General features: G+C 71.7%; 21 protein-coding genes. 8 read left to right on the top strand and 13 right to left on the bottom strand.

The annotated features are described in order from the left end of the window. Nucleotides 1-77 precede the first annotated feature (77 nt). The gene (locus AC3CF1_RS25100; RefSeq protein WP_354981288.1) at nucleotides 78-1,628 is read right to left on the bottom strand and encodes a P-loop NTPase family protein; all 1,551 of its coding nucleotides are present in this window, start codon (nucleotides 1,626-1,628) and stop codon (nucleotides 78-80) included. A gap of 196 nt (nucleotides 1,629-1,824) precedes the next feature. On the opposite strand from AC3CF1_RS25100, the gene AC3CF1_RS25095 reads away from it, so the two are divergent. From AC3CF1_RS25095 to AC3CF1_RS25080, 4 genes are read left to right on the top strand one after another with little or no spacing between them, the layout of a single operon-like run. Further along, on the top strand, nucleotides 1,825-4,503 hold the full coding sequence (locus AC3CF1_RS25095) for a LuxR C-terminal-related transcriptional regulator (protein ID WP_488451405.1): 2,679 nt from the start codon (nucleotides 1,825-1,827) through the stop codon (nucleotides 4,501-4,503). A gap of 16 nt (nucleotides 4,504-4,519) precedes the next feature. Then, on the top strand, nucleotides 4,520-5,806 hold the full coding sequence (locus AC3CF1_RS25090; protein ID WP_088946430.1) for a nicotinate phosphoribosyltransferase: 1,287 nt from the start codon (nucleotides 4,520-4,522) through the stop codon (nucleotides 5,804-5,806). Nucleotides 5,807-5,855: 49 nt separating this feature from the next. Then, entirely contained in the window at nucleotides 5,856-6,437 is a 582-nt protein-coding gene (locus AC3CF1_RS25085) for an isochorismatase family protein (protein ID WP_088946429.1), read from the top strand. Nucleotides 6,438-6,477: 40 nt separating this feature from the next. Continuing rightward, nucleotides 6,478-7,728, top strand: a complete 1,251-nt coding sequence (locus AC3CF1_RS25080) for an MFS transporter (RefSeq protein WP_355162306.1) — start codon at nucleotides 6,478-6,480, stop codon at nucleotides 7,726-7,728. Nucleotides 7,729-8,014: 286 nt separating this feature from the next. On the opposite strand, the gene ctaD is transcribed toward AC3CF1_RS25080, so the two are convergent. Continuing rightward, nucleotides 8,015-9,775, bottom strand: coding sequence for an aa3-type cytochrome oxidase subunit I (gene ctaD / locus AC3CF1_RS25075; RefSeq protein WP_088946427.1), 1,761 nt, complete (start codon nucleotides 9,773-9,775; stop codon nucleotides 8,015-8,017). A 130-nt stretch (nucleotides 9,776-9,905) separates the two neighbouring features. Beyond that, complete coding sequence (locus AC3CF1_RS25070) at nucleotides 9,906-11,012, bottom strand: FAD-dependent monooxygenase (protein WP_488451404.1); 1,107 nt, start codon at nucleotides 11,010-11,012, stop codon at nucleotides 9,906-9,908. Nucleotides 11,013-11,312: 300 nt separating this feature from the next. Between AC3CF1_RS25070 and AC3CF1_RS25065 the strand changes: the two genes are divergently transcribed. After that, the gene (locus AC3CF1_RS25065; RefSeq protein WP_488451403.1) at nucleotides 11,313-12,434 is read left to right on the top strand and encodes a glycoside hydrolase family 12 protein; all 1,122 of its coding nucleotides are present in this window, start codon (nucleotides 11,313-11,315) and stop codon (nucleotides 12,432-12,434) included. A 73-nt stretch (nucleotides 12,435-12,507) separates the two neighbouring features. Here the strand turns inward: AC3CF1_RS25065 and AC3CF1_RS25060 are convergent, their stop codons facing one another. From AC3CF1_RS25060 to AC3CF1_RS25045, 4 genes are all read right to left on the bottom strand, one after another. Continuing rightward, the gene (locus AC3CF1_RS25060) at nucleotides 12,508-13,101 is read right to left on the bottom strand and encodes a hypothetical protein (protein WP_488451401.1); all 594 of its coding nucleotides are present in this window, start codon (nucleotides 13,099-13,101) and stop codon (nucleotides 12,508-12,510) included. A gap of 159 nt (nucleotides 13,102-13,260) precedes the next feature. Next, the gene (locus AC3CF1_RS25055) at nucleotides 13,261-14,232 is read right to left on the bottom strand and encodes a golvesin C-terminal-like domain-containing protein (protein WP_088946423.1); all 972 of its coding nucleotides are present in this window, start codon (nucleotides 14,230-14,232) and stop codon (nucleotides 13,261-13,263) included. Beyond that, nucleotides 14,232-14,384 (bottom strand): hypothetical protein, encoded by a 153-nt coding sequence (locus tag AC3CF1_RS25050; protein ID WP_172861953.1) that lies wholly within the window; start codon nucleotides 14,382-14,384, stop codon nucleotides 14,232-14,234. Before AC3CF1_RS25050 ends, AC3CF1_RS25055 begins: the two co-directional genes overlap by 1 nt. A gap of 126 nt (nucleotides 14,385-14,510) precedes the next feature. Continuing rightward, the gene (locus tag AC3CF1_RS25045) at nucleotides 14,511-15,299 is read right to left on the bottom strand and encodes an aldo/keto reductase (protein ID WP_488451399.1); all 789 of its coding nucleotides are present in this window, start codon (nucleotides 15,297-15,299) and stop codon (nucleotides 14,511-14,513) included. Between the two features lie 94 nt (nucleotides 15,300-15,393). On the opposite strand from AC3CF1_RS25045, the gene AC3CF1_RS25040 reads away from it, so the two are divergent. Continuing rightward, nucleotides 15,394-16,443: a DNA polymerase ligase N-terminal domain-containing protein gene (locus AC3CF1_RS25040; protein ID WP_354981296.1), complete on the top strand. Its 1,050-nt coding sequence runs from the start codon at nucleotides 15,394-15,396 to the stop codon at nucleotides 16,441-16,443. Between the two features lie 14 nt (nucleotides 16,444-16,457). Next, complete coding sequence (locus AC3CF1_RS25035) at nucleotides 16,458-17,648, top strand: threonine synthase (RefSeq protein ID WP_488451398.1); 1,191 nt, start codon at nucleotides 16,458-16,460, stop codon at nucleotides 17,646-17,648. A gap of 52 nt (nucleotides 17,649-17,700) precedes the next feature. Here the strand turns inward: AC3CF1_RS25035 and AC3CF1_RS25030 are convergent, their stop codons facing one another. The 4 genes from AC3CF1_RS25030 to AC3CF1_RS25015 form a co-directional block, all read right to left on the bottom strand. Next, nucleotides 17,701-19,053 carry a pectate lyase gene (locus AC3CF1_RS25030; RefSeq protein WP_488451397.1) on the bottom strand — a complete coding sequence of 451 codons (1,353 nt, stop codon included), beginning with the start codon at nucleotides 19,051-19,053 and terminating at the stop codon, nucleotides 17,701-17,703. A gap of 240 nt (nucleotides 19,054-19,293) precedes the next feature. Continuing rightward, entirely contained in the window at nucleotides 19,294-21,093 is a 1,800-nt protein-coding gene (locus AC3CF1_RS25025; protein ID WP_488451396.1) for a glycoside hydrolase family 15 protein, read from the bottom strand. A gap of 48 nt (nucleotides 21,094-21,141) precedes the next feature. Beyond that, complete coding sequence (locus tag AC3CF1_RS25020; protein ID WP_099850894.1) at nucleotides 21,142-21,534, bottom strand: cupin domain-containing protein; 393 nt, start codon at nucleotides 21,532-21,534, stop codon at nucleotides 21,142-21,144. A gap of 276 nt (nucleotides 21,535-21,810) precedes the next feature. Next, a complete protein-coding gene (locus AC3CF1_RS25015; protein WP_488451395.1) occupies nucleotides 21,811-22,698 on the bottom strand; it encodes a sulfotransferase domain-containing protein in 888 nt (295 codons plus the stop codon). Between the two features lie 91 nt (nucleotides 22,699-22,789). On the opposite strand from AC3CF1_RS25015, the gene AC3CF1_RS25010 reads away from it, so the two are divergent. Then, on the top strand, nucleotides 22,790-23,905 hold the full coding sequence (locus AC3CF1_RS25010) for a beta family protein (protein ID WP_488451394.1): 1,116 nt from the start codon (nucleotides 22,790-22,792) through the stop codon (nucleotides 23,903-23,905). A gap of 8 nt (nucleotides 23,906-23,913) precedes the next feature. Here AC3CF1_RS25010 and AC3CF1_RS25005 read toward each other — a convergent pair whose 3' ends face one another. Together AC3CF1_RS25005 and AC3CF1_RS25000 are read right to left on the bottom strand one after the other, a co-directional pair. Beyond that, nucleotides 23,914-24,195, bottom strand: coding sequence for an adhesin (locus AC3CF1_RS25005; protein ID WP_088946415.1), 282 nt, complete (start codon nucleotides 24,193-24,195; stop codon nucleotides 23,914-23,916). Nucleotides 24,196-24,388: 193 nt separating this feature from the next. Continuing rightward, nucleotides 24,389-25,462, bottom strand: coding sequence for an NAD(P)-binding domain-containing protein (locus AC3CF1_RS25000; protein WP_488451393.1), 1,074 nt, complete (start codon nucleotides 25,460-25,462; stop codon nucleotides 24,389-24,391). Between the last annotated feature and the right edge of the window lie 68 nt (nucleotides 25,463-25,530).

Here is a 25,530-nt window from a genome sequence, read left to right as displayed (position 1 = left end):
CGGGCACCCCTGACTCGCCCCGAACGCCGTCGGGCGCGCGGTGCGAGACGGACCCCAACCGAAGGGTCGCCACGCCGTCAGGCGAGCAGGATGCCGTGATCGACTGCATCGGAGAGCACCGTGCCCAGCGAGAGGCGGATCACCTCGAACCGTCGGGAGATCTCCCGGGACAACCCCAGCTCGACCTCCCGCACCGCCCGCTGGGACCAGGCCCGCGCCGCGCTGTGGTCGTTGTTGCCGGGCGTACGCCACTGCTGCCAGCAACCGCCGGAGAGCGCCACGGCGACCGGCGGGAGCACCTCGGAACGGGCCGCCGCCGGGTAGCTGGACAGGGCGTCGATCGCCTCCGGGCCGGTCAGCCCGGCGACCCCGGCTGTGCTGGTGATCAGCAGCACCTTGTCCAGGTCCTGGCCGGGCCGGTCGTCGACCAGGCCGTACTGCACGGCGGTGGCGATCCGCCGGTGCACGCCTTCGGTCGGTGGCGCGCCGAGCACCCGGCTCGCGGCGTCGGTGATGATGCCGCGCACGGCCTGGTCGCACTGCGCCGTGGCCAACAACGACAACGCCGCCATCTCCCGGTCGAGGAGATCCGGGAGGCCGGCGCAGCCGACCCCGAACACGATCTCCTGGACCGCCCGCAGGTGGATGTTCGCCAGCTCCAGCGCGAGGTGCTGGCGGATCCGCTGGGCGCACGAGCGGGTCTGCCGGTCGAGCCGCTCAGACCAGTCGCCGGGGTCGGCAGCCACCGCGATCCGGTCGTGCTGACCCGGCAGCACCGGCGGGTTGACACTGGCCCGTTGCAACCCTTCCCGCGACGACCAGCCCACCAGGGCCCGCCGCAGATCGGCGGCGGAGTCGGCGTCGTCGACCGGGAACCACCGCGCGCCGGCCAGCGCCGGCACCGCCGCCAGCAGCGCCGCCCGGTGTGCCGCGACGGTCACCGCAGCCGCGGTGGCCTCCGTCGCTCCGCTCCCGGCTGGCGGGACGGACGCCCCCGCGTCCTCCGTAGTCGCCGCGCCGTCGGCCAGCGGGGCCCAGCCCGCCGCGCCGGGGGTGACCGCGAAGACGACCTCCACCGAGGTCGGAGCGACCTCGGCGAGCAGGTTCAGCTCCGTGGCGGTGAACGCCTGGTCGGCGGCGATAACGAAGAGCAGCGCACCGGCACGGCCCACCGCTTCGAGCAGCACCCGGTTGCCGGCCGCGCCGAGCGTGGCGGTGTCCGGAACGTCGATCAGGGTGAAGTGCCGCAGCAGCGGCTCGGGCACGCTCAGCTCGACCCGTCGGGGCGGACGGGCCAACGCCGGACCGGCGGCGTCCCGGTCCGCGCCGTACGAGTGCGGTTGACGGTAACCGGGCACGAACGCCGCCCGGGTGGGCACCTTGGCGTTGCGCACCACCAACCAGCTGCCCGCCGGCACGGTGAGCATCACCGGGTCGAGGTTGAGCAGGGTGGCGAGCACGGCACGCCGCTCGGCACCGGCCGGGCCGACGGCGACCACGCCGAGCGGCTCCTCCGGTGCGGGACCGGTGACGCCGACCCGCGTGGGCAGCGGGCCGCAACTGGGCAGGTCGGTCGGGCCGGTCATGTCGTCCGGCGAATCGACCGAGGGGAGAGGGCCCTGCTTCATCAGGTGCCTCCCGTTGCAGGTGACCGGTTGCCCGGTCGCGTGAACATTCCAGTGGAGCAACCCCCGGATGTCGAAGACTACGGGCGAGCCGACGACCGGGCGGAACACCTCCGATACTCACCGGTAATTGTGCCGCTACTCAACTTCGTTCGGTGACGGTGCGGGCGCGCACGGAATTCATCGATATGCTGCCCGGATGAGTCGATGGGAGTTCGTCGGCCGAACAGATGAGCTCAACCGCCTGCTCGCGGCGGTGACCGGTGAGGCCGGCCGGGGGCTCTTCTTCAGCGGCAGCGCTGGCATCGGCAAGAGCCGGTTGCTGCGTGAGGGCGTGAACGCGTTGCCCACCGACCGGTTCGCGATCTGGTCCATCGCGGCCAGTGCCACCACGGCCGCGCTGCCGTTCGGCGGGCTGGTGCAGGTGCTCCCCGCCGAGCAACCCCAGGGCCTCTCCCCCGCCGGCATCCTGCGCTGGGCGCTCAACCTGCTGCAACAGCAGGCGGCCGGCCGACGCATCGTGCTCGCCATCGACGACGCCCACCTTCTCGATCCGCCCTCGGCGGCGCTGGTGCACCTCGTCGCCCGCGCGGAGAACGCCACAGTGCTCGGCACCCTGCGCGACGGCGAGCAGATCCCATTGCCGATCCGTGCACTCTGGACCGACGATCTGGTCGAGCACGTCGAGCTGACCCCGATGCCACCGGAGGAGACCGCAGGCCTGCTGGCGGCCATCCTGGAGGGCCCGGTCGACGCCGGCTCCGCCGACCGGCTCGGCCAGCTGTCGGCCGGCAACCCGCTGCTGCTGCGCGAGCTGGTGCACGCCGCCACCGGCAGCGCGGAGCTGAAGCGCACCTACGGCATCTGGAAGTGGACCGGCCGACTGGAGCTGGCGCCGAGCCTGACCGACCTGATCGACACCCGGGTCGGCAAGCTCACCGACGGCGTCCGCGCGGTCGTCGAGCTGGTGGCGTTCGGCGAACCACTCGGTCTGCACCTGCTCAAGCAGGCCGCCGACCAGGCAGACGTGGAGACCGCCGAGGAACGCGGTCTGATCAGCGTGATCCAGCACGACCGGCGGACCAACGTCCGGCTGGCCCACCCGCTCTACGGCGAGGTGATGCGTCGCCGCTGCCCGGTCAGCCGCACGCGCCGCCTTCAGGCGCACCTTGCGGAGCTGCTGGAGCAGGTCGGCAAGCGCCGACGCGACGACCTGCTGCGGGTGGCGGTCTGGCGACTCGACTCGGGCACCGCACAGGACCCGGCCATGCTGCTCGATGCCGCGGTGCAGGCCTTCACCCGCTACGACGTGCCGCTGGCCACACGCCTGGCGCGCGCCGCGCTCAACGCCGATGGCGGCTCCGACGCGGCAGAGCTGCTGGCCACCATCCTGATGTTCGGAGATCGGCCGGAGGAGGCGATCGGCGTCCTCGACGCGGTGCCACCCGAGCCCGGCGACGAACGGCGACTCTGCCGCTGGCTGACAGTGCGCGGGATGGTGAGCTACTGGGGGTTGAGCCGCCAGTCCACGGTGGAGGAGCTCGCCAGCCGGGTCAAGCAGCTCGGTGACTCCGCGGACCAGTCCCGGGTGCACGCCTTCGAGGCGATCATGCGCCTGCACGGGCTCGACACGACGAGGGCGGTGCGGCTCAGCCAACGCGTACTGGACCGGCCGGCGGCCGGCGTCGCCGCCCGCGAGCTGGCCCGATCCACCATCGCGTACGTCCAGGCCGCACAGGGCCAGCTCAACCGCAGCGGTACGGCGATCGCCCAGGTGCACTCCGCAGCGGGCAGTTGGCGCACCGACATGCCGTACCTGCAGTTGGCACTGGAACTGGCCCGGGGCACCAGGCTCATGCTCACCGGTGATTTGGCAGGGATCGACGCGATCGTCGCCGACGAGTTCGCCGACCTCGCCGGTGCCGGCGACTTCCGGCTCGGCACCGGCTACCTGGCCATCCTCCAGGCGTACGCGGCCCGCATGCGTGGGCAGAGCGACGCGGCCATGCGGACCTCCCTGGGCGCCTGCGCGGTGCTGGCCACCAGCCGGGTCTACGCCGGTCTGGCCCAGGCCGAGCGCGCACAGTCGGCGGCACTGCGCGGCGACTCGGCGCAGGCCACCGCGGCGATGGCCGAAGCGGACCGCACCCACGCGCCGGGCATGGCGGTGCTCTACCCGTGGCTGGAGCAGGCCCGGGGTGCGGCGCTCGCCGCGTCGGGCGACCTGCCGGGCGCGGTCAAGCACCTCGGCGACCTGGTCGACCGCCTGCGATCGGATGGTTTCGCCGGGCACGAGGTGCACGTCCTGCACGACCTGGTGCGGCTGGACCAGGCGGGCATGCCGGTCGGTCCCACCTGCTCCGACGGTGGCCGCCGCACCGTCGCACAGCGCCTAGCCGAGCTGTCCGAACGGGTCGACGGGGCGCTTCCGCCGCTGCTGGCCCGGCACGCCCACGCGGCGGTGACCGACTCCGCCACCGACCTGCTCGCGGTCGCCGACGACTATGCCGCGTTGGAGCTGACCGTGTTCGCGGCGGAGGCCACCTCCCAGGCCGTGCAGCGGTTGCGCCGGCAGCACTCGCCCGCGGCCAACGACGCCCGGGAGCGCCTGGCCGGGCTGCTCGGGCGTTGTGACCTGATCCGCACACCGGCACTGCAGGCGGGCGCGCCGGTGCTCACCGAGCGGGAGTGGCAGGTGGCGCGCCTCGCCGCGCACGGCGCACCCAGCCGGGCCATCGCCGAGCGGCTCTACCTCTCGGCGCGCACCGTGGAAAATCACCTTCAGCGCATCTACGCCAAGCTCGGCGTGACCGGTCGCGCCGAGCTGTGGGCCGCGCTGCGCTCGATCCCGGGCCACGACGGCGGCGACGCGGGCTGAACCTTAGGCTGGGGCGGTGAGCACCCACCGCCCCGCGCTGCTGACCGACCACTACGAGCTGACGATGGTCAGCGCGGCACTGAAGGACGGCACCGCCGACCGCCGGTGTGTCTTCGAGGTGTTCAGTCGCCGGCTGCCGAGTGGCCGCCGCTACGGCGTGGTCGCCGGCACCGCCCGGCTCATCGAGCTGATCCGCGACTTCCGGTTCGACCCCACCGAGGTCGACTTCCTGCTGCGGACCGGGGTGGTCGACGACGCGGCCGCGGCCTGGCTCACCGACTACCGCTTCACCGGCGACATCGACGGGTACGCCGAGGGTGAGCTGTTCTTCCCGGGCTCGCCGATCCTCACCGTCTCCGGCGGCTTCGCCGAGTGCGTGGTGCTGGAGACGGTGGCGCTCTCCGTGCTCAACCACGACTGCGCCGTGGCGGCAGCGGCGGCGCGGATGGTGACCGCGGCGCGGGGCCGGGCGCTGATCGAAATGGGGTCGCGTAGGGCACACGAGGAGGCGGCGGTGGCCGCTGCGCGGGCCGCGTACCTGGCCGGGTTCCGGTTCACCTCCAACCTCGCCGCCGGTGAGCGCTACGGCATCCCGACGGCGGGCACGGCGGCGCACGCGTTCACCCTGCTGCACGACGACGAGCGGGCGGCGTTCGCCTCGCAGGTCGCCACGCTGGGCAAGGACACCACGCTGCTGGTCGACACGTACGACATCAGCCAGGGCATCCGCAACGCGATCGCGGTGGCCGGCCCGGAGCTGCGGGCGGTACGGATCGACTCGGGTGACCTGGCGGTGATCGCCCAGCAGTCCCGGGAACTGCTCGACTCGCTGGGCGCCACCGAAACCAAGATCATTGTTTCCGGTGACCTCGACGAGTACTCGATCGCCGCGCTGGCCGCCGAACCGGTGGACATGTACGGCGCCGGCACGGCCGTGGTCACCGGCTCCGGTGCGCCGACCGCCGGGCTGGTCTACAAGCTCGTCGAGGTCGAGGGACGCCCGGTGGTGAAGCGCTCCGAGCACAAGGCCACCATCGGCGGCCGGAAGGTCGCGGTCCGCCGTCACAAGCCGACCGGCACCGCCACCGAGGAGATCATCGTCCCGCAGGGTGTGCCGGACCGGAAGCCCAACGACCGGATGCTCCAGCGCTCGTACGTGGTGGGGGGCGAGCCGGTCTCGCTACCCTCTCTCGACGAGTCACGGGAGCACCTGCGCGAGTGCCTGATCTCCATCCCGTGGGAGGGGCTGAAGCTCTCCGCCGGCGACCCGGCGGTGCCGGTCACCGTCGTACCCTCCGACTGACCTCGACCCAGATCGGCCGCGCAGGCCGGATCACGAGAGGAACCCCCGAATGGCCAACGCTCTGATCATCGTGGACGTGCAGAACGACTTCTGCGAGGGCGGCTCACTGGCCGTCGCGGGCGGCGCGGGGGTGGCCTCGGGCATCTCCCGGCTGCTGGCCTCCGAGCCGGACCGGTGGTCCCACGTGGTCGCCACCAAGGACTACCACGTCGACCCGGGTGCGCACTTCGGCGATCCGCCGGACTTCGTGGAGTCCTGGCCCCGGCACTGTGTGGTCGGCACCAGCGGCTCCGAGTTCCACCCCGAGCTGGACACCGGCCGGGTCGAGGCGATCTTCCACAAGGGCGAGCACGCGGCGGCGTACTCCGGTTTCGAGGGGCACGCCGACGACGGCGAGTGCCTGGCCGACTGGCTGCGCCGGCACGACGTCGATCAGGTCGACGTGGTCGGCATCGCGACCGACCACTGCGTCCGGGCGACCGCGCTGGACGCCGCCCGGGAGGGCTTCGCCACCACCGTGCTGCTCGAGTTGACCGCCGCCGTCGCTCCGGCGACCACCGACGTGGCGCTGCGCGCGATGGACGGTGCCGGGGTGACCTTGCACGGCGAGCCTGTGATCAGGGCCGCATGAGGGCGTAATTGGTTGGCCAACGGTCCGCCTCCGGTCGAGGATGTCGCCGGAGGTACGGACCCACGTGAACATGAAGCCTTACCGGCAAGCGCTCGCCCTGCCCGGCCTGCGGTCGCTGCTGCTGGTCGCCGTCCTTGCCCGCATCCCGCTCACCGCGACCGGGGTGACGCTGACCTTCCACGTGGTGTTCGATCTTCATCGCGGTTACGGGGCCGCCGGTCTGGTGGGCGCGGCCGTCACAGTGGGCGCGGCGATCGGTGGGCCACTGCTCGGCCGACTGGTGGACCGTCGCGGCCTGCGCCCGGTCCTGGTGGTCACCGGCATCGCCGAGGCGATCTTCTGGTCCACCGCGCCCACGCTGCCGTACCCCCTGCTGCTGCCGGCCGCCTTCGTGGCCGGCTCCCTGGCCCTGCCCATCTTCTCCGTGGTCCGTCAGTCCATCGCCGCGCTGGTCCCGGAGGCTCAGCGCCGCCCGGCGTACGCGCTGGACTCCATGTCGGTCGAGCTGTCCTTCATGATCGGGCCGGCGCTGGCGGTGGCCCTGGTCACCGCGATCTCCGCGCAGACCACCATGTACCTGGTCGGCGGCGGCATCGTCGCCGCCGGGATCGCCCTGTGGGTGGTCAACCCACCGATCCGGGGAGCCGCCGAGCCCAGCGGCCCACCGCGGCGGGTGCCTCGCCGGGAGTGGCTGACCCCCCGACTGCTCGCCGTGCTGGCGCTCAGCGCCGCCGCGACCCTGGTGCTCGGCGGCACCGACGTGGCGGTGGTCGCCGTGCTGCGCGCCAGCGGCGAGGTCGGCTGGACCGGCGCGGTGCTGGCCATCTGGGCGGTCGCCTCGCTGTTCGGCGGGTTCGCCTATGGAGCCGTGCACCGCTCGTTCTCCCCGTTGGCGCTGACCGCCGCACTCGCCCTGTGCACCATCCCGGTCGGGCTGGGCGGCGCGCACTGGTGGCTGTTGTGCCTGGCGCTGATCCCGGCCGGCGCGCTCTGCGCGCCGACCATCGCGGCCGGCTCCGACGCGGTCAGCCGCCTGGTCCCAGCCGAGGTACGCGGTGAGGCGATGGGCCTGCACGGGTCGGCGGTCACCGTCGGCATCGCGATCGGCGCGCCGCTCGCAGGCGCGGTGATCGACGCCAGCTCGCCACTCTGGGGCTTCGTGGTCACCGGAGCGCTCGGCGCGCTGGTCACCCTCGTGGTGCTCCCGATCGAGCTACGCCGCCGCCGCACCGCTGACGCGGCCAACCCCGCGCAGCCCGTCGAGGCAGACCTCGCCCCCACCGCCCGCTGACGGCTGCACCCACGCCGTCGACGGCGGGGTCGGCGGTCGGGCTGGCCGGGCGTGCCGCGGCAGCGGGCCAGCCGGGTGCCCGCCGGGCTTCCGACCGGCATGCATGCATGCATGCTGAAGAGCGTGATGCCTGTGAGTCATCTTGATGACTCACAGGCATCAGGCACTTCAGGCACACAGCCCCGTCGGCGCCAGACCGGTCGAGCCGAGCCCGGCCGGCCATGGCGACGGGCGCCGCTCCCGGTGGTCCCGGGGGGCGGCGCCCGTCGTACAGCTGGGTTGAGCGTCAGTGCCGGTCGATGTCGCTGCCGGTGTCCTCGCGGTAGCTGGCACCGCCGTCCGACTCGCTGGTGAGCGGCTTGGAGCCGCCCTCCGGCGGGCCGGCCAGGCTCTGGCCGCCAGCGGCCAGCTCCGGGAACTTCTCGTCGAACGCCGGCCGCTCGGAACGGATGCGGGGCATCCGGTCGAAGTTGCGCAGCGGCGGCGGGCTGCTGGTCGCCCACTCCAGCGAGTTGCCGTGACCCCAGGGGTCGTTCACCTCGACCACCGGGCCGGTCTTGTACGACTTCCAGCAGTTGTAGATGAAGGGCAGCGTGGAGATACCGGTGATGAACGCACCGATCGTGGAGATCATGTTCAGCGTGGTGAAGCCGTCGCTGGGCAGGTAGTCGGCGTACCGACGGGGCATGCCCTCGTTGCCGAGCCAGTGCTGCACCAGGAACGTGGTGTGGAAGCCGATCATGGTGAGCCAGAAGTGAATCTTGCCCAGCCGCTCGTCGAGCATCCGGCCGAACATCTTCGGGAACCAGAAGTAGATGCCGGCGAACACCGCGAACACGATCGTGCCGAAGAGCACGTAGTGGAAGTGCGCCACCACGAAGTACGAGTCCGACACGTGGAAGTCGATCGGCGGGCTGGCCAGCAGCACACCGGTGAGACCACCGAAGAGGAAGGTGACCAGGAAGCCGACCGCCCAGAGCATGGGCGTCTCGAAGCTGATCTGGCCCCGCCACATGGTGCCGATCCAGTTGAAGAACTTCATACCGGTCGGCACGGCGATCAGGTAGCTCAGGAAGCTGAAGAACGGCAGCAGCACCTGACCGGTGGCGAACATGTGGTGCGCCCAGACGCTCATCGAGAGCGCGGCGATCGCGACGGTCGCGGCAACCAGACCCTTGTAGCCGAAGATCGGCTTGCGGGAGAAGACCGGGATGACCTCGCTGATGATGCCGAAGAACGGCAGCGCGACGATGTAGACCTCGGGGTGCCCGAAGAACCAGAACAGGTGCTGCCAGAGCATCGGCCCGCCGGTTGCGGGGTCATACACGTGGGCGCCGAGGATGCGGTCCGCGGCGAGCGCGAACAGCGCGGCGGCCAGCAGCGGGAAGACCAGGATCACCAGGAGGCTGGTGACCAGGATGTTCCACGTGAAGATCGGCATCCGGAACATGGTCATGCCGGGCGCGCGCAGGGTCAGGACCGTGGTGATCATGTTCACCGCGCCGAGGATGGTGCCCAGGCCGGAGATGGCCAGACCCATGACCCACATGTTGGCCCCGACGCCGGGCGAGTGCTCGACGCTGCTCAGCGGCGCGTACGCGAACCAGCCGAAGTCAGCGGCACCACCCGGGGTGATGAAACCGGCCGTCGCCATCGTGCCGCCGAACAGGAACAGCCAGTAGGCGAAGCTGTTCAGTCGGGGGAAGGAGACGTCGGGTGCGCCGATCTGGATCGGCACGATGTAGTTCGCGAACGCGAACACGATCGGCGTCGCGAAGAACAGCAACATGATCGTGCCGTGCATCGTGAAGAGCTGGTTGTACTGCTCGGGCGACAGGAACTGCAGCCCGGGTCGGGCCAGCTCAGCCCGCATGATCAGGGCCATCAGGCCGCCGATCATGAAGAACGCGAACGCGGTGACCATATACATGATCCCGATTTGCTTCGCGTCCGTGGTTCGCAGCAGCCGCGCGATGGCCGACCCCTTGACCGGCTCCCGGACCGGCCAGGGCCGGGTCACGACCGGCTTGGGTGCGACGGTGGTCACGAGTGGCCTCCGGTTCTCGGTTGTCCCGCTCGGCACACGCTGGTTATCGGCGGGCCGTCATCCGCAAGGAGGATAGTCCCCGGCAGGTCGCAGCGCCGCGTGGGGTGGCGTGACACGATCTACTACGGGTCTACAGCGGGCCGAGCAAGAGCCGGTAGTGCTCCTCGAAGATGCGGCCGCCGCGTCCGCGCAGCAGGGGGTCGCGCAGCGCCGGCGGCACGTCCCTGGTGCGGTTGCGGTCCCGGGTCCGATCGCGCACCCAGCGCGTACGCGGCCGGCGACGACTCTCGTACGCCACCAGGGCCGCGTCCACGCTGCCGGCGGCGCGCAGCGACTCGGCCAGCACCACGGCGTCCTCCAGTGCCATCGCCGCGCCTTGCGACAGGGTCGGCGCGGTGGCGTGCGCTGCGTCACCGATCAGCAGGACGCGACCCCGGTACCAGCGGCCCAGCTCCACCTCGTCGGTGATCCCGACGTGCACCTCGTCGAGCGCCGCCAACACCTCGGGCACCGGGCCGCGGTAGTCGGCGAAGAGTTCGCGCAGCCGGGCCAGTGGCTCGGCCGGCTTCTCGGTGCCGGCCTCGTCGGCGTACAGGTGCAGTCGCCCGGCACCGATCGGCACCATCAGGAACCCGGAGCGCTGGCCGAGCAGGGCGGTCCACTCGGCGACCGGCGGGCCGTCGCGGAGCACGGCCCGGTAGACCACCTGCCCGACGGGGCGCGGCGGCCCACCGAGCGCGGCGAGGGCCCGCACCGAGGAGCGCGGCCCGTCGGCGCCGATGACCAGGTCGTACTCGGTGGTGGTGCCGTCGGTGAAGGTGACGCCGACGGCACCCGGGAGCAGGTCCAGGGTGCGCACCTCGGCGCCGTGGCGAACGGCGCCGCCGGCCCCGCTGAGCAGCACCCGGTGCAGGTCGGCCCGCGGCAGTGCCCGGCATTCGCCGACCCCGGCCCAGAGGGTGTCGAGGTCGACGTCGCAGAGCTTCGCACCAGCGGCATCGAAGAAGTGCTGCCGGTGGATCACCTGCCCGAGTGGACGGACCGGGTCGTGCAGATCGAGACGGTGCAGCGCGCGGGCGGCGTTGCCGGGCAGGTAGAGGCCGGTCTCGGTGGACTCCCCGGGCGGCAGCCTGTCGGTGACGTCCGGCCGGAAGCCCGCCAGGCGTAGCGCCCGGGCCACGGCCAGGCCGGCGATGCCCGCGCCGACGACGAGGATGCGCAGGGGGGAGCCACCCATGGTGGTGTACGCCTCCGGAGGGGGAGCGGCACGCGTTGGAGGCAACACGCTACTCGGAGCTATTCGCCCACACCAGGCCCCAATCGGCCGGCTCGGCGGCGCTCGTCGGAGGCGCGCGTCGCTTAGCTGGCCGTCGAGCGGCAGCCGTCCGGGGGGTGGTGGCAATCCTCACAATTCACCAGTTTGACGCGCGCAGTTGCGGATGAGTTTCAGACATGTGAATGTGTCATTGAGCGTGGGAGCGCTCCCGCACAGCCCCACCACATCCGGCGCCCGGCACGCGCCGAGTCAAGGAGCGTCATGAAACGTCAACTTCGAGCCCTGGCCGCCGCCGGTCTGCTGCTCGGCAGCTCGCTCGTCGCCGTGGCCCTCGGCGGCAGCGCCTCCGCCGACACCCAGATCTGCGAACAGTACGGCTCAGCCGTCATCCAGAGCCGGTACGTGGTGCAGAACAACCGCTGGGGCACCACCGCCCAGCAGTGCATCAACGTCACCGGCAGCGGCTTCGAGATCACCACCCTCAACGGCAGCAGCCCCACCAACGGCGCACCGACGGCGTACCCCTCGGTGTTCTTCGGTTGTCACTACACCAACTGCTCCCCCGGCACGAACCTGCCGATCCAGGTGAGTCAGATCAGCAGTGCCACCAGCAGCATCTCCTACCGGTACGTCAGTGGCGCCACCTACAACGCGTCGTACGACATCTGGCTGGACCCGTCGCCCAAGCGGGACGGGGTGAACCAGATGGAGATCATGATCTGGCTCAACCGGCAGGGCCCGATCCAGCCCATCGGCTCGGTGGTCGGCACCACGAATCTGGCCGGTCGGACCTGGGAGGTCTGGCGGGGCAGCAACGGCTCCAACAACGTCATCTCGTACGTCGCGCCGTCGGCGATCTCCAGCCTCAACTTCAGCGTGCTGGACTTCATCAACGACGTCCGTAACCGGGGCGCGATCACCAACTCCTGGTACCTGACCAGCATCCAGGCCGGCTTCGAGCCCTGGCAGGGCGGCGTCGGCCTGGCCGTGACGTCGTTCTCGGCCTCGGTCAACGGCGGCGGCAACCCCACCACCCCGCCGCCGACCACCCCGCCGCCGGGCAATGCGGCCTGCGCGGTGAAGTACACGGCGAACTCGTGGAACAACGGGTTCACGGCCGACGTGCAGATCACCAACACCGGGTCCAGCGCGATCAACGGGTGGACGCTCACCTACAGCCTGCCCAGCGGGCAGCAGGTCACCAACGCCTGGAACGCCACGGTGAGCCAGAGCGGCTCCACGGTGACCGCCCGCAACACCGGCCACAACGGGTCCGTCGCACCGGGCGGCACGGCCAGCTTCGGCTATCAGGGGACGCTGAGCGGGTCGTACTCGTCCCCGACCAGCTTCTCGCTCAACGGCGCGACCTGCTCAAGGAACTGAGGGGCATCAGCAGGCTGCGGGGGCGTGACCTGAACGGTCACGCCCCCGCGGCGTCTGTCAGTGCCGGACCTGCTCAGGCGGCCGGCGGGATGGTCCGCGTCCGGGACAGTTGGCCGAAGCTGGTAGCTGGATCGTCGTAGGTGCTGCCGAAGCCGCTGCCGGAGACGGTCGTCCACGCGGACGTGCTGATGTGCACGCTGCCGTCCTCACCCGTCCACCGCTCGCGCCGGAGCGGCTCGTCGAGGGCCACCCAGGTGACCTTGAGGGTGGTGCTGCCCGTGCTCTCCTGCCACTCACTGCAGATCTCGTCCCCGTCGACGAAGTCGCAGTGCTGCTGAGACTCCTGATAGGGCACCGTCGCGGTGAGGTTCGCACCCGCCAATGAGAACGAGAAGCGGGTGACCGGCACGTCGTACGCGCGGCGGGTGACGTTGTCGCAGCCGCGTACGCCGTCGGTGACAACGCAGACGCTCTTCCCCCACTCGACGTCGACGACGGTGTCGCCGATCGCTGGCCGGGTCACGTCGACGAACATCCTGCCATCGCCGCCGTCGAAGTGGGCGTGCGCGGTCCTGTTGACGGTGTCGGCCTGCGCCGGGCCGGCGACCAGCGTGACAGTGGCGGCGGCGGTGATGCCGACGGCCAGGACGGTGCGAAAGCGAATCACTGCGCTCCCTTACTGAGGTGGAGTGATGACCTTAGATCAATCCACCGACGTCCGGCACACGGTTCTGATCCACTCGGAGTTCCCGGAAATCGGGGCATCCTCGCAGCCGGACACCCCGACTTCCGGGAAGTCGAGTCGATCAAGCGCGGACGGCCGAGGTCAGACCCGGGTGAGGCGAACGGCGTCGGCGACAATGAGGCCCGTCGCGCTGCTCCACCGGCTCACGCCCACCCGGTTGGCGTCGCCGGCCGGCAGCGTGAACGTGCCGAGGGACCGCCACTGCCCACCGGTGGCCCGCTGGTCGACGATGATCGTCCGGTTGCCGGTAGTGGTGGAGACGACGTACGGGGTTGCACCGTTGTAGCCGGAGGTCGCCGGCCACCACGCATCGACGCGATAGTTGGCCGTCGCCGGGACGTTGAACCTGTACCAGGCGACGTCGCTGGCCGCGACGGGTTCCGCGTAGCGGTAGTCGGCACCGTACCGCTGCCCGGAGTACGTCGACACACCCCAGTTGGCGCTGGCGGTGAACCGACCGGAGGTGGTGTTGTCCACGATGGAGGACCACGCCGGGGGGTTCCCGCCGCCCGACATCTTCGCCGCCACGTCGGCGCGCATGACGTTCAGGTCGATGAAGGACGGGTCGATCTTGCCGCTGGTGCTGGTCTCCCGGTGCCCTCGGGCATAGCTGCTGTCCCGGCCCAGCCGGGTGAGCACGGCGGCGGTGGCGGCGATCGACGCGTTGTACTGCGCGGCGGTCATCTCCTGGTTGACGCCGTTGTAGTCGATCTCCCACCCGATCATCAGGGTGTTGCCGTCCCCGGCCGGGATCGGCCCGCTGCCGCCGCTGGTCCCGGCGTGGTTGCAGCGGCCCGCGGAGATGACGTGGAAGACACCGTTGTAGTCGACGAGGGCCTGGCAGAGCGGGCCGGCCAGATCCGACCGGCCGTTGATGCAGATGCCGAGCGCCGGGTGCGGGTTGCTGGCGCTGGAGGTCGCGGCGGTGTGGTGCCAGAGCACCCCGATCGGGTCGAAGGAGCCGGGCCGCATCCGGTTGAGCCAGTCGCCCTCGACAACGACCTGGACCCCGGCACCGCGCAGCACGTCCACGAGCCAGGGAATGGTGGCCATCAGGCGTCCTGGAGCAGGTCGGCGAGGCACTCGGCCTTCGGCGCGGCGCTGGCCGGGGCGGGTCGTGCGACGACTGTCAGTGCGGCGACCACCAGGGCGGGGATGCCGAGCACCCCTCGGCGGTGCAGACGGATGGACGGTGTGCGGGCCATGGCGATCCTCCAGCGACAGGGGGACACGAACGGATCGACGATCGTGATGACGGGACGCTATACCGTCACGTACGTCGATGTCGATACCCTTCATTGCCGAGTCACGGAGTGAAGGAAACCGCCGGTTCAGACCTCGCCAAGCGCGTCGATGTCGCGCATCTCCTCCGCCGTCAGCGAAAAGTGGAAGACGTCGAAGTTCGCGGTGATCCGCTCCGGGGTCACCGACTTCGGGATCACCACGATCTCGTGGTCGATGTGCCAGCGCAGCACCACCTGCGCCGGGGAGACACCGTGCGCGCCGGCGATCCTGGTCAGCACCGGGTCGCTCAGGTCGCTGGTCTTGAACGGGCTGTAGCCCTCCAGCACCACGCCCCGGTCCCGGTGCTCCGCGTGCCGCTGCCGGTCGTACAGCGAAGGGCTCCACCGGATCTGGTTGACCGCCGGGTTCTCCTCGGTGGACTGGATCAGCTCGTCGATCTCCCCGGTGCTGTAGTTGCTCACCCCGACCGCCCGGACGAGGTTCTCGTCCCGGGCGGCGAGCAGCTCCCGCCACAGCGGAATGCTGTCCGCGGCCGACGACGGCGGCCAGTGGATCAACCAGAGGTCCACCTGGTCGATCCCGAGCGCCTCCAGGCTGGCCTCCAACGTCGCGCGCTCCCGGCCCACCCGGTCCGGCGGGAGTTTGGTGGTGATGAAGACGTCCTCCCGGCGCAGCCCGCTCTCGCGCACCGCCCGGCCGACCTCGCGCTCGTTGCCGTACATGGTGGCGGTGTCGAGGTGCCGGTAGCCGGTGTCGAGCGCGGCCAGCACGGCGTCGTAGCCCGCCTGGCCGGTGGCCTGCCAGGTGCCGAAGCCGAGCAGGGGCATCCGCACGTCACCGGGGAGCAGGGCGGTGGGCTGGTCGGTGTGGTCCATGAGGTCCGTTCTACCCCGCCGCGCCCCCGGCCGCCGAGCGAACCGGACACTCCGGCATCCAACGCGCTGGTCCGGTTTACCGGAGAATGCGGGTGTGAGCGACCGGCTGGAGGAGTACCGGCGACGACGGGACGCGGCCCGTACGCCGGAGCCGGTGCCGGAGCAGAGCCCGACGGCGGCGGGCACCGACACCGACGCCGGCCGCTTCGTCATCCAGCAGCACCACGCCCGCAGCCTGCACTGGGACCTGCGCCTGGAGCACGAGGGGGTGCTGGCCTCCTGGGCGGTGCCGCGTGGCCTCCCCCGCGACCCGGGCCGCAACCACCTCGCCGTGCACACCGAGGACCACCCGATGGAATACCTCGATTTCTCCGGCGAGATCCCCGCTGGCGAGTACGGCGGAGGCCGGATGCTGATCCACGACCGGGGCACCTACCGGTGCGAGAAGTGGCGCGACGACGAGGTGATCGTGACGCTCGCCGGTGACCGGACCGCCGGCCGCTACGTCCTGTTCGCCACCGGCGGCCGGGACTGGATGGTCCGACGCACCGACGCGGCGCCGCCGGGTTGGACACCGATGCCCGACCTGGTCCGCCCGATGCACGCCACGCCGGCCGCCAGGCTCCCCCGCGACCGCGCCGCCTGGGGGTACGAGCTGCGCTGGGACGGGGTCCGGGCGATGGCGTACGTCTCCGGCGGGCGGTTGCGGTTGCTCTCCGAGACCGACGAGGACATCACCGGCGGCTATCCGTGGCTGCGGGCGATGGCCGAGGCGCTCGCGCCCACCGAGGCGGTGCTCGATGGTGTGCTGGTGCGCATCGACGGTGCCGGCCGGGTGCGTCCGGTCCGCCAGAGCACGGGCAGCCGGGTTCCCGCCGGCGCGCAGTACCTGATCGTCGACCTGCTCTGGCTGGAGGGCGTCAGCAGCGTCGACGTGCCGTACGCGCAACGCCGGGAGCTGCTCGATGGGCTGGCCCTGGCCGGTGCGCACTGGCAGACTCCGCCGTGGTTCCCCGGCGCGGGCGACGAGGCCCTGCGCGCCGGGCAGGAGCAGGAGCTGCCGGGCGTGGTCGCCAAGCGGCTGGACTCGGTCTACGAGCCGGGGCGGCGCAGTCGACGCTGGCTGAGCGTCGACGCGGTGTGACGGCGAGGAGCGACGTGTACCTGACCCACCTGGACTGCCCGCGCTGCGGCAAGGAGCACGCCGCCGAGGTGTTGCAGAACCTCTGCGAGTGCGGTTCCCCGCTGCTCGCCCGCTACGACCTGCCGGCGGTGGCGAAGGCGGTCACCCCGGAACGTTTTCCGCTGCGCCCGGCCGACCTGTGGCGCTACCGGGAGCTGCTGCCGGTCGCCGACCCGCGGCACGTCACGACGCTCGGCGAGGGCTGGACGCCGCTGCTGCGCACCCCGGCGTACGGCGCCGAGATCGGCATCACGGACCTGATGGTCAAGGACGAGGGGTTGATCCCGACCGGCTCGTTCAAGGCGCGCGGGGCGGCGGTCGGGGTGAGCCGGGCCCGTGAGCTGGGCGTCGAGCGGATCGCGATGCCCACCAACGGCAACGCCGGGTCGGCCTGGGCCACGTACGCCGCGCGGGCCGGAATGGGCGCGACCATCGTCATGCCGCTGGACGCGCCGAGCATCTGCCGGCGCGAGTGCGTCGCCGCCGGCGCCGACCTGCGCCTGGTGGACGGGCTGATCAGCGACGCCGGTCGGCGGGTCGCCGAGCTGATCGCCGCGTCCAACGGGTCGATCTTCGACGCCGGCACGCTGCGTGAGCCCTACCGGCTCGAGGGCAAGAAGACGATGGGGTACGAGATCGTCGAGCAGCTCGGCTGGCAGGCGCCGGACGTGATCATCTACCCGACGGGCGGCGGTGTCGGCCTGATCGGCATCCACAAGGCGCTGCACGAGCTGCGCGAGCTGGGCTGGATCGGCGACAAGCTGCCCCGGCTGGTGGCGGTGCAGTCGACCGGCTGCGCGCCGATCGTGCGGGCGTTCGCCTCCGGTGAGGATCGGGCGCAGCCGTGGGTGGACGCGCACACTGTGGCGTTCGGCATCACCGTGCCGACGCCGCTGGGTGACGAGCTGATCCTGGCGGCGCTGCGGGAGTCTTCCGGCACGGCCGTCGCCGTCGACGACGCGGAGATCCTTGCCGACCTTCGGGAGTTCGCCGCTCGGGAGGGGCTGCTGCTCTGCCCGGAGGGGGCGGCCTGTCTGACCGCGGCCCGGCACCTGCGCGCCGGCGGGTGGATCCGGGCCGGCGAACGGGTGGTGGTGCTCAACACCGGCGCCGGGTTGAAGTATCCGGACACCGTGGACGTGTCCGGCGTACCCCTGATGGGTTGAACGCGCGGGCACCCCGCGGACCTGGTGGTCCGCGGGGTGCCGACGTGGCGATCTACTGGTAGGTGATGTCCGAGGGTGAGTAGAGGCAGTTGACGCCGTCGGCGCCCTCGCCGATCTCGGTCGGCTCGCTGCCCTTCGGCACACCCTTGTACTTGACGCAGATGGAGGTCTCCCGGTCCGGGTCGCCGATGATGGTGATCCGGCTGAACCGGGCGGTGTCACCCCAGTTGGTGTTGATGCCGGCGATCGCGTCGGTGTCCCGGACGATCACGTTGTCGATCACCACGTGCCGCTGGTACGACGTCGAGCAGTTGCCGCAGGCCCGGTAGAGCTTCCCGGCGTTCTCCACCCGGAAGTTCTTGATGTAGACGGTGCCCGAGCCGTTGTGCTGGAAGACCTTGTCGCTGGCCGAGCGGGCGCCGCCGCCGTCGACCGTGTAGGTGGTGCCGCCCCGGAAGGTGGCCGCGTCCTCGCCGACGTCCTCCCACCAGACGTTGATCAGGGTGCAGTTGCCCTCGCAGTGCACGCCGTCGCCGGCGGGCGCACCGATGATCACGTTGCGGAGGGTGGCGCCGGCGGCCAGCTCGAACATCGGGTCCTGGCTCTCGCTCTGCCCGCCGTCGCCGATGCCGTAGTAGCGCTTGAGCCCGCCGTCGAACGTGCCGGAGACGGCGATCGTGGCGTCGACCTTCTGGCTGCCGGTCGGCGTCGGCCAGCCAGCCGGCGGCGGAGTGGTGGTCGGCGGCGGCGTGGTGGTCGGTGGCGGCGTGGTCGGGGTGCCGCCGCCGGACGAGTCGACAGCCACGTCGTCGAAGCCGCCGCTGGCGTACGCGGTGACCAGGCCGATGCGGCCCGCGCCGGCCAGGCTGTTGCTGCCGGAGGCGATCTGCGTGCCGTTGACGAAGCCCCGGATGGTGCTGCCGCTGGTCTCGATGCGCAGGGTGTACCAGGTGCCGGTGCCGACGCCCAGCGCCGCCGAGCCGATCGCGGTGACACTGCTGCCGTTGACCGCCTGGAGCTCGGCCCGACCGGAGCCGAGCAGGGCCAGCCGGTACATCTTGGTGCTGCTGGTGGACCGCGCGGCCAGCCCGACCAGGGCACTGGAGGAGCCGAAGCTCGCCGGCCTGACCCGGGCCTGTACGGAGTAGTCGGTCCAACTGGTCTGGCCGGCGAACTGCCGGGCCAGCTCACTGCCGGCGTTGGACTGGTTGAGCACGCCTGAGCCGTCGACCGTCCAGGTGCCGCCCGACTTGGACCAGCCGGAGGTGTTGCCGTCGTTGAAGTCGTCACTGAACACGGTGGCCGCGAAGGCCGAGGTCATGCCGGCGGTGAGGGCTGCCGCGGTCACGCCGGCGCTCACCGCCAGGAGTAGTGGTCGGCGGCCGGAGAGTCGTCTCTTCTGCACAGTTGTCCTCCTTGACGCATGTGGTGGCGATCCCTCGGCGCCCACTCGGGGACGTGTCGGCACGGCATTAGGCCATTGCCTGGGATCGGTGCGCGCCCCGTCGGATGCCCGGCCCGAAGCGGGGTGAAGCGGGATCAAAGGCCCTGGGAAAGGGCTTTCCAGCTCCTTCGAGGCTAGGACTGCGCACACATCGACGTCAATGCCTGGCGTTTGCAGGTCTGTTGCAGGATTTCGGGATGATCAGTAACTGTCCGGCTTGGTCAACCGCCACGCCGCATTGATCAGCCCGATGTGCGAGAGCGCCTGCGGGATGTTGCCGAGCTGCGCACCGGTGGCCAGGTCGATCTGCTCGCTGAACAGGCCCACGTCGTTGGCGTACCCGACCACCCGCTCGAACAGCGCCTCGGCCCGCTTCGACTCACCCGCCATCACCAGACACTCCACCAGCCAGAACGAGCACAACAGGAACCCAGCCGGGTCCGTCGTCCACCGGCGCAGCAGGCCCTCCTCGGTGCCCAGCTCCCGCTCGACCATCGCGATGGTCGAGCGCATCCGCGGGTCGGTGGCCGGCAGAAAGTGCGTCACCGGCAGGGCGAGCACCGAGGCGTCCAACTCCGCCGACCCGAACGCGCCGGTGAACGCCCCGATCCGGTCGTTCCACCCCTCGCGCAGCACGGTGTCGTGGATCTCGTCGCGCACACGGGCCCAACGACCAGGATCGGCCCGATCTCCGAGCCGGTCGGCGAGCCCCACCGCCCGGTCCATCGTCAGCCAGCAGGACACCTTCGACGACAGGTAGTGCCGCTCCTCGTCCCGGGTCTCCCAGATGCCCCGGTCCGGCAGGTGCCACGTCGCCGCCACCTGCTCGGTCAGCCCGAGCACCATCTCCCGCAACTCCTCCTCGAACGTCGCGCCGAGATAGTCGCGCAGCCGCCACACCGCCGACACGACCTCCCCCGGCACGTCCAGCTGCCGCTGCCGCCAGGCGTCGTTGCCGATGCGGACCGGCCTGCTGTCGCGGTATCCGCCCAGCTGGTGACAGTGGTGCTCGGAAAGGTCGCGCTCGCCCTCCACGCCGAAGAGCACCGGCACCGGTTCGTCGCCGATCCGGCCGATCGAGCGGGTCGCCCAGGCGAACAGCCGGGACGCCTCGTCGGGACAGGCCGCCACCCAGAGGGCGCGCATCGTCAACGAAAAGTCCCGCAGCCAGGAGTAGCGGTAGTCGTAGTTCCGGTCGCCGCCGATCTGCTCCGGCAACGACGTGGTCAGCGCGGCGGCGACCGCGCCACTGCGGGCGTACGTGAGGCCGGTCAGCACTGTCGCGCTGCGCCGCACCAGCTCGGGATACCGACCGGAGTACCCGTGCGTCTCCCGGTACGCCTCCCACGCCCGCGTGGTCTCGGCGAGCATCGCCACCGGGTCCATCCGGACCGGTGGATCGCCGTAGGCCTCGCCGAAGGCCACGTCCATCCCGACCACCTGGCCGGCGGACACCTCGAACTCGTGGGTCACCCGGTCGCGGCCCGCCCGCAGCTGCAGCCCGTTGGCGCGCAACACCAGCACCACAGGGCCCGCGCGGGCCAGCACCCCACCGCCGGCCTGCTCATGCAGGTACGGCGTGAGCAGGCCGTACTCCGGGCGGGGCGCGAAGTCCAGGCCCATCCGGACGCGGCCGGACAGGCCCTGCACCACCCGGATCAGCACGGCGGGTGAGTTTCTGCCCAGCTCGTGGGCGCGGGCGCCGATCTCGGCTGCCAGGGCATCGGTGACCGCCACGCTGCCGTGCGGCGTGTGGTGCACCGTCCGCAGCACCAACGTGTCCGGCCGGTACGCGCGTTCCACCCGGAACCCCGGGCCGCCGACGCCGACCGGCGCCAGCTTGAAGTGCCCGGCGCGCGGGTCGAGCAGCCGCCCGAACACGGAAGCCCCGTCGAAGCGGTGCGGGCACCACCAGTCGATCGAGCCGTCCTTGCCGACCAGGGCACCCGAACGGGAGTCCGAGAGGAACCCGTAGTCGGAGATCGCCGGCTGCTGCTCCACCCGCCGCGGTTACCCGTGGCGGCCCGGATCAGGCCCCCGCCGGGGCCGTCACTCGGTCGGTGGCTCGTCCTCGCCCGCAGCCTCGGCCGCGTCGGCCTCCTCCTTGGTCTTGTGCACGGCCTGGTCGGCGTGCTCCGGCGGACCGTAGACCGTGTACAGCACCAGCGGGTTGGGGCCGGTGTTGACGAAGTTGTGCTTGGTGCCCGCCGGCACGACAACCAGGTCCCCCGCGACGACCTTCCGCTTGGCGCCGGCAACGCGAGCCTCACCGATGCCACTGACGAAGGTCAGGATCTGGTCGATGTCCTCGTGCACCTCCTCGCCGATCTCCCCACCGGCGGGGATGGTCATGATGACCAACTGGGTGTGCTCACCGGTCCACAGCACCCGCCGGAAATCCGGGCTCTTCTCGGCGACGGTTGCGATCGTGAAATGTTCCATGCCCACGCTCATACCCCGTTCTGCGGCGCGCCACGCCGGGACTCGCGAATGGTGGAATTCCCCACGGTCGGCAGGTTTGGATCCGGGCGGACCGGGGATCGACAACGCGGACCGGCACGAACAGCCGGTCGAGCCAGGTCCCCGCCGGCGTACCGCCGAACGGCTGCGGTGGTGGGAGACGGCCAGAGCGCGGCGACGCTCGACCACGGTCGAGCGGCGCCGCGCGCTCTTGTGAGCCGCGCCGCCTCCACGATCGACGAGGGCCGGGCACTGGGGCTAGCGGTGCAGCCAGGTGAGCAGGTCGGGTGGGGCCAGCGCCGAGACCCGCTCCTGGTAGCGGGCCCGCGCGGCCGCGTCCAGCAGGTCGCGCCCCTGGCCCGAGCCGCCCTGGCGGAAGAAGGCACGGCGGTCGCGCAGCACGCCGAGCGTGTCCGGGGCGAGCCGGTCGGCGCGCTCCCGCATCCGCCCGAAGGTGGCCGCCTCGACCAGCTCCGGCCAACGCCCGGCGGCGACCGGGATGCCCCACCGATCGGCGAGCCGCCGCATCTCACCACCCAGGTCGGCCAGCAGATCGTCGTAGTGCACCAACTCGACGTTCGGCTCGTGTCGACGGGCCCAGGCGTCACGCAGGTGCAGCATCACCCCGGGCAACGAGTCCAGGTCGGTACGCGGATCCACCTCCCGGTCGACCCAGCTCGGCAACCACTGCTCCACCGGGAGGCGCTTTCTCGGCGGCCCGGTCGGGGCGGGCTGGCCGGTCAGCTCGGCGAGGCGGAACCGGTCGAGGTTGCCGGCCTGGTGGTAGAGGGAGACCGCCATGTCCAGCGGATGCCGGGCCACCACCACGTAGTGCACCCGGGGGTCGAGTGGCACCCCGTCCAGGGGGGTGTGCGTCTTGATGAACCGCCGGTGCGGCTGCGCGGCCAACCGGTCGTACACCGCGTCCTGCGGCTCGGCCAACCAGTCCAGCCACGGCGACAGCACGTTCAGCGGCGCCGGCAGCTCCGGGGTGCCCAGCACCAGCAGCGCGCAGATCATCTGCATCCAGGTCGTGCCGCTCTTGGAGCGGGTGCTGATCACGATGTCGCCGTCGCGGAAGGGAAATCCGACCCACCGGGCGCTGTCCTCGTCGTCGGATCGGTAACGGTGGGCTGGCATGGGCATCGGGAAATCGTAGTCGCGCAGCCGACAGCGGAGCAGCCGAATTACGACTCCACGACCTGTGAGACATGCGCATGCCTGGCTAGATTGAAGTATGGTGCCCGCCCACGGGAGCCGGGCGGCGGAACCGGTCTACCGCCCCATTCTCGCCTGCCGACGAGGCGAGCTGGACGCTCTGAGCCACCTCGAGTCCACAGCCGCCGCACTGGTCGCCCCGATCCTGGAGATCGGCACGATCGACAGGTCCACCATGGACACTCTCCGCCGGCTACCGCCCGGACTCCTGCCGGCCGTCGACGTCAGCGCGCTGCCCGACACCCCCGCGACAGAACTGGGCCGTTGGGACGTACCGCTGATGCCGGTGATCGGGCTCGCGGAGAGCGACCACCGGCTGGCCGCGCACGGCGCGGCGGCGCGGACGCACGGCCGGCGGGCGCTGGTCCGCCTGCGGGCCGGTCAGGACCGGGCCGGGCCGGACGGGAGCACGACCGCCGTGGAACGGGTCTGGCGGTGCACCGCCCTCGCCCCCGAGGAGTGCGACCTGCTAGTGGACGCGGGGGACGTGTGCTGCCCGGCGGATGTGCGGTCAGCCGAGCCTCGGGTGCGTCGCCTGCTGGACTGGGCGCGCCGGCACGCCTGGCGGTCCGTGACGGTGGCGGCGGGCGGGATGCCACCGACGTTGTCGCGGCTGCCCACCGACGAGCCGATCCGGCTCGACCGCTGGGACTGGCAGCTCTGGCAACGGCTGGCCGACGTCGGTGTCGACTACGGCGACTACGGGGTCCACCCGGCCGTCCCCGGCACCGGCGACCCCGGTGACCGGCTGCCGACGGTGCGATACACCGACGACGGCAGCTGGTGGGTCTACCGCTGGGCGCGGCGAGGTGGCCGCAGCGAGGAACGGCTCGCCGACCTGTGCCGCACGCTGGTGTCCGCGCCGCACTGGCCGAGCACCGGCGCGGCCTTCTCCTGGGGCGACCACGAGCTGCTGCGCCGGGCCCGTCGGGGCGCCGGCGCCGGCTCGGCCGCCAACTGGGCGGCGTGGAGCACCTCCCACCACCTGGCGTACGTGCTCGCGACGCTGTCGCGCCGGGTTGCCGGCCTTGAAGATGCCGGAGCCGACGAAGACGCCCTCCGCCCGGACGACGACATCGCGCCGAGCTGGCGTCCCCGGCCGGGTCCGCCGCAGCGGGGGCGAACGCCTCGGTGAGGCCCCTGTTACTGCCTCTCGGTGAAGCCGAACTGGATGATGCCCTCGTCGTCGACGGTGGCGTCCACCGACGCGTCGCCGAGCAGCTCGGCGGCATCCTCGTCCAGGAAGATCCGGGCGCCCTGGTTGTCGACCACACGGTCGCCCTGCGCCGGCTCGGGCACCAACTCCACGGTGAGCGAACCCGCCTCGGTGTCGGCGGCGATGCGGACCCCGCCGTCCTGGGCGACGTCCTGCTGGTTGGCGAGGTCACGGATGACGAGCACAGCGTTATCGGTCATGGTGAGCATGAGCGGAACTCCTCGTGGATTCTCGGCTCGCGGTCGGATGACGGGCAGACCGGACAGTCGGCCCGCGTACGAGCACACGTGGGAGGCGACAGGAGGGGCGAGCGGTCATCGCCGTCGCATCGGATCGGGGCAGCTGACGGCCCCGTCACCTCCACCGTGCCCGCTGGCCGGCGATCCGTCAAATAGAGCCAGGTCAGTCGAGAGCGGGGGCCGGGGCCAGCAGGGCGCGAATCTCGTTGACCGCCGCGCGGCCAGCTCGGTTGGCGCCGATCGTGCTGGCCGAGGGGCCGTACCCGACCAGGTGAACGCGCTCGTCGGCGACCACCCGGGTGCCGTCCATCGTGATACCGCCGCCCGGCGCGCGCAGGCCCAGCGGAGCGAGATGGTCGATGGCGGCGCGGAAGCCGGTGCACCAGAGGATCACGTCCGCCGACACGTGTCGCCCGTCCGCCCAGGCCACCCCGTCGGGTGTGATCCGGTCGAACACGGGTAGCCGGTCGAGGACGCCCCGCTCACGCAACCGGCGTACCTCCGGGGTGACCGGCAGCCCGGTCACGCCCACCACGCTGCCCGGCGGGCGGCCGGCCCGGACCGCCTCGTCCACCCGGGCGACAGCGGCACGGCCCAGCTCCGCGCCGAACTCCTCGTCCCGGAACTCCGGCGGCCGGCGGGTGACCCAGGTGGTGGCCGCGGCGACGGTGGACACCTCGCCGAGCAGTTGCACGGCGGAGGTCCCGCCACCGACGACCACGACCCGCAGGCCGGCGAACTCCGCCGGGCCCCGGTAGTCGGCGGTGTGCAACTGCCGGCCGCGAAACGAGGACCGACCCGGGTAGTGCGGCCAGAACGGCCGGGTCCACGTGCCGGTCGCGTTGATCAGTGCCCGGGCGATCCACCGGTCCTGGTCGGTCTCCACGTCCAGCCGGCCGTCCGGCCGGGAGCGCACCGCACGTACCCGCACCGGCCGTCGCACCGGCAGCTCGAATGCCCTCTCGTACGCGGCGAAGTAGGCGCTCACCTGCTCGGCCGCCGGGCGCTTGGGCTCGGCGGGCGGGAGCGGCAGCCCGGGCAGGTCGTGGAAGCCGTGCACCCGGTCGAAGACCAGTGTGGGCCAGCGGTGCTGCCAGGCCCCGCCCGGCCCGTCGTCGCCGTCGAGGATGACGAAGCCGCTGCCGGGCGGGAAGCCGGTCCGGCGCAGGTGGTAGCCGGCGCTCAGGCCGGCCTGACCGGCGCCGATCACCACGACGTCCGCGGAGTGGGTGTCCACGCGGTGTACAACGCTGCGCCCGGCACCGCTGTGCCCGCTTTCGACCGTCGCGCCGATCACAGACCGCC

This window comes from Micromonospora sp. MGP-C2 (assembly GCF_057766525.1).
Note: the sequence above shows the minus strand (reverse complement) of the source record. Positions and strands in the feature narration are given on the sequence as shown.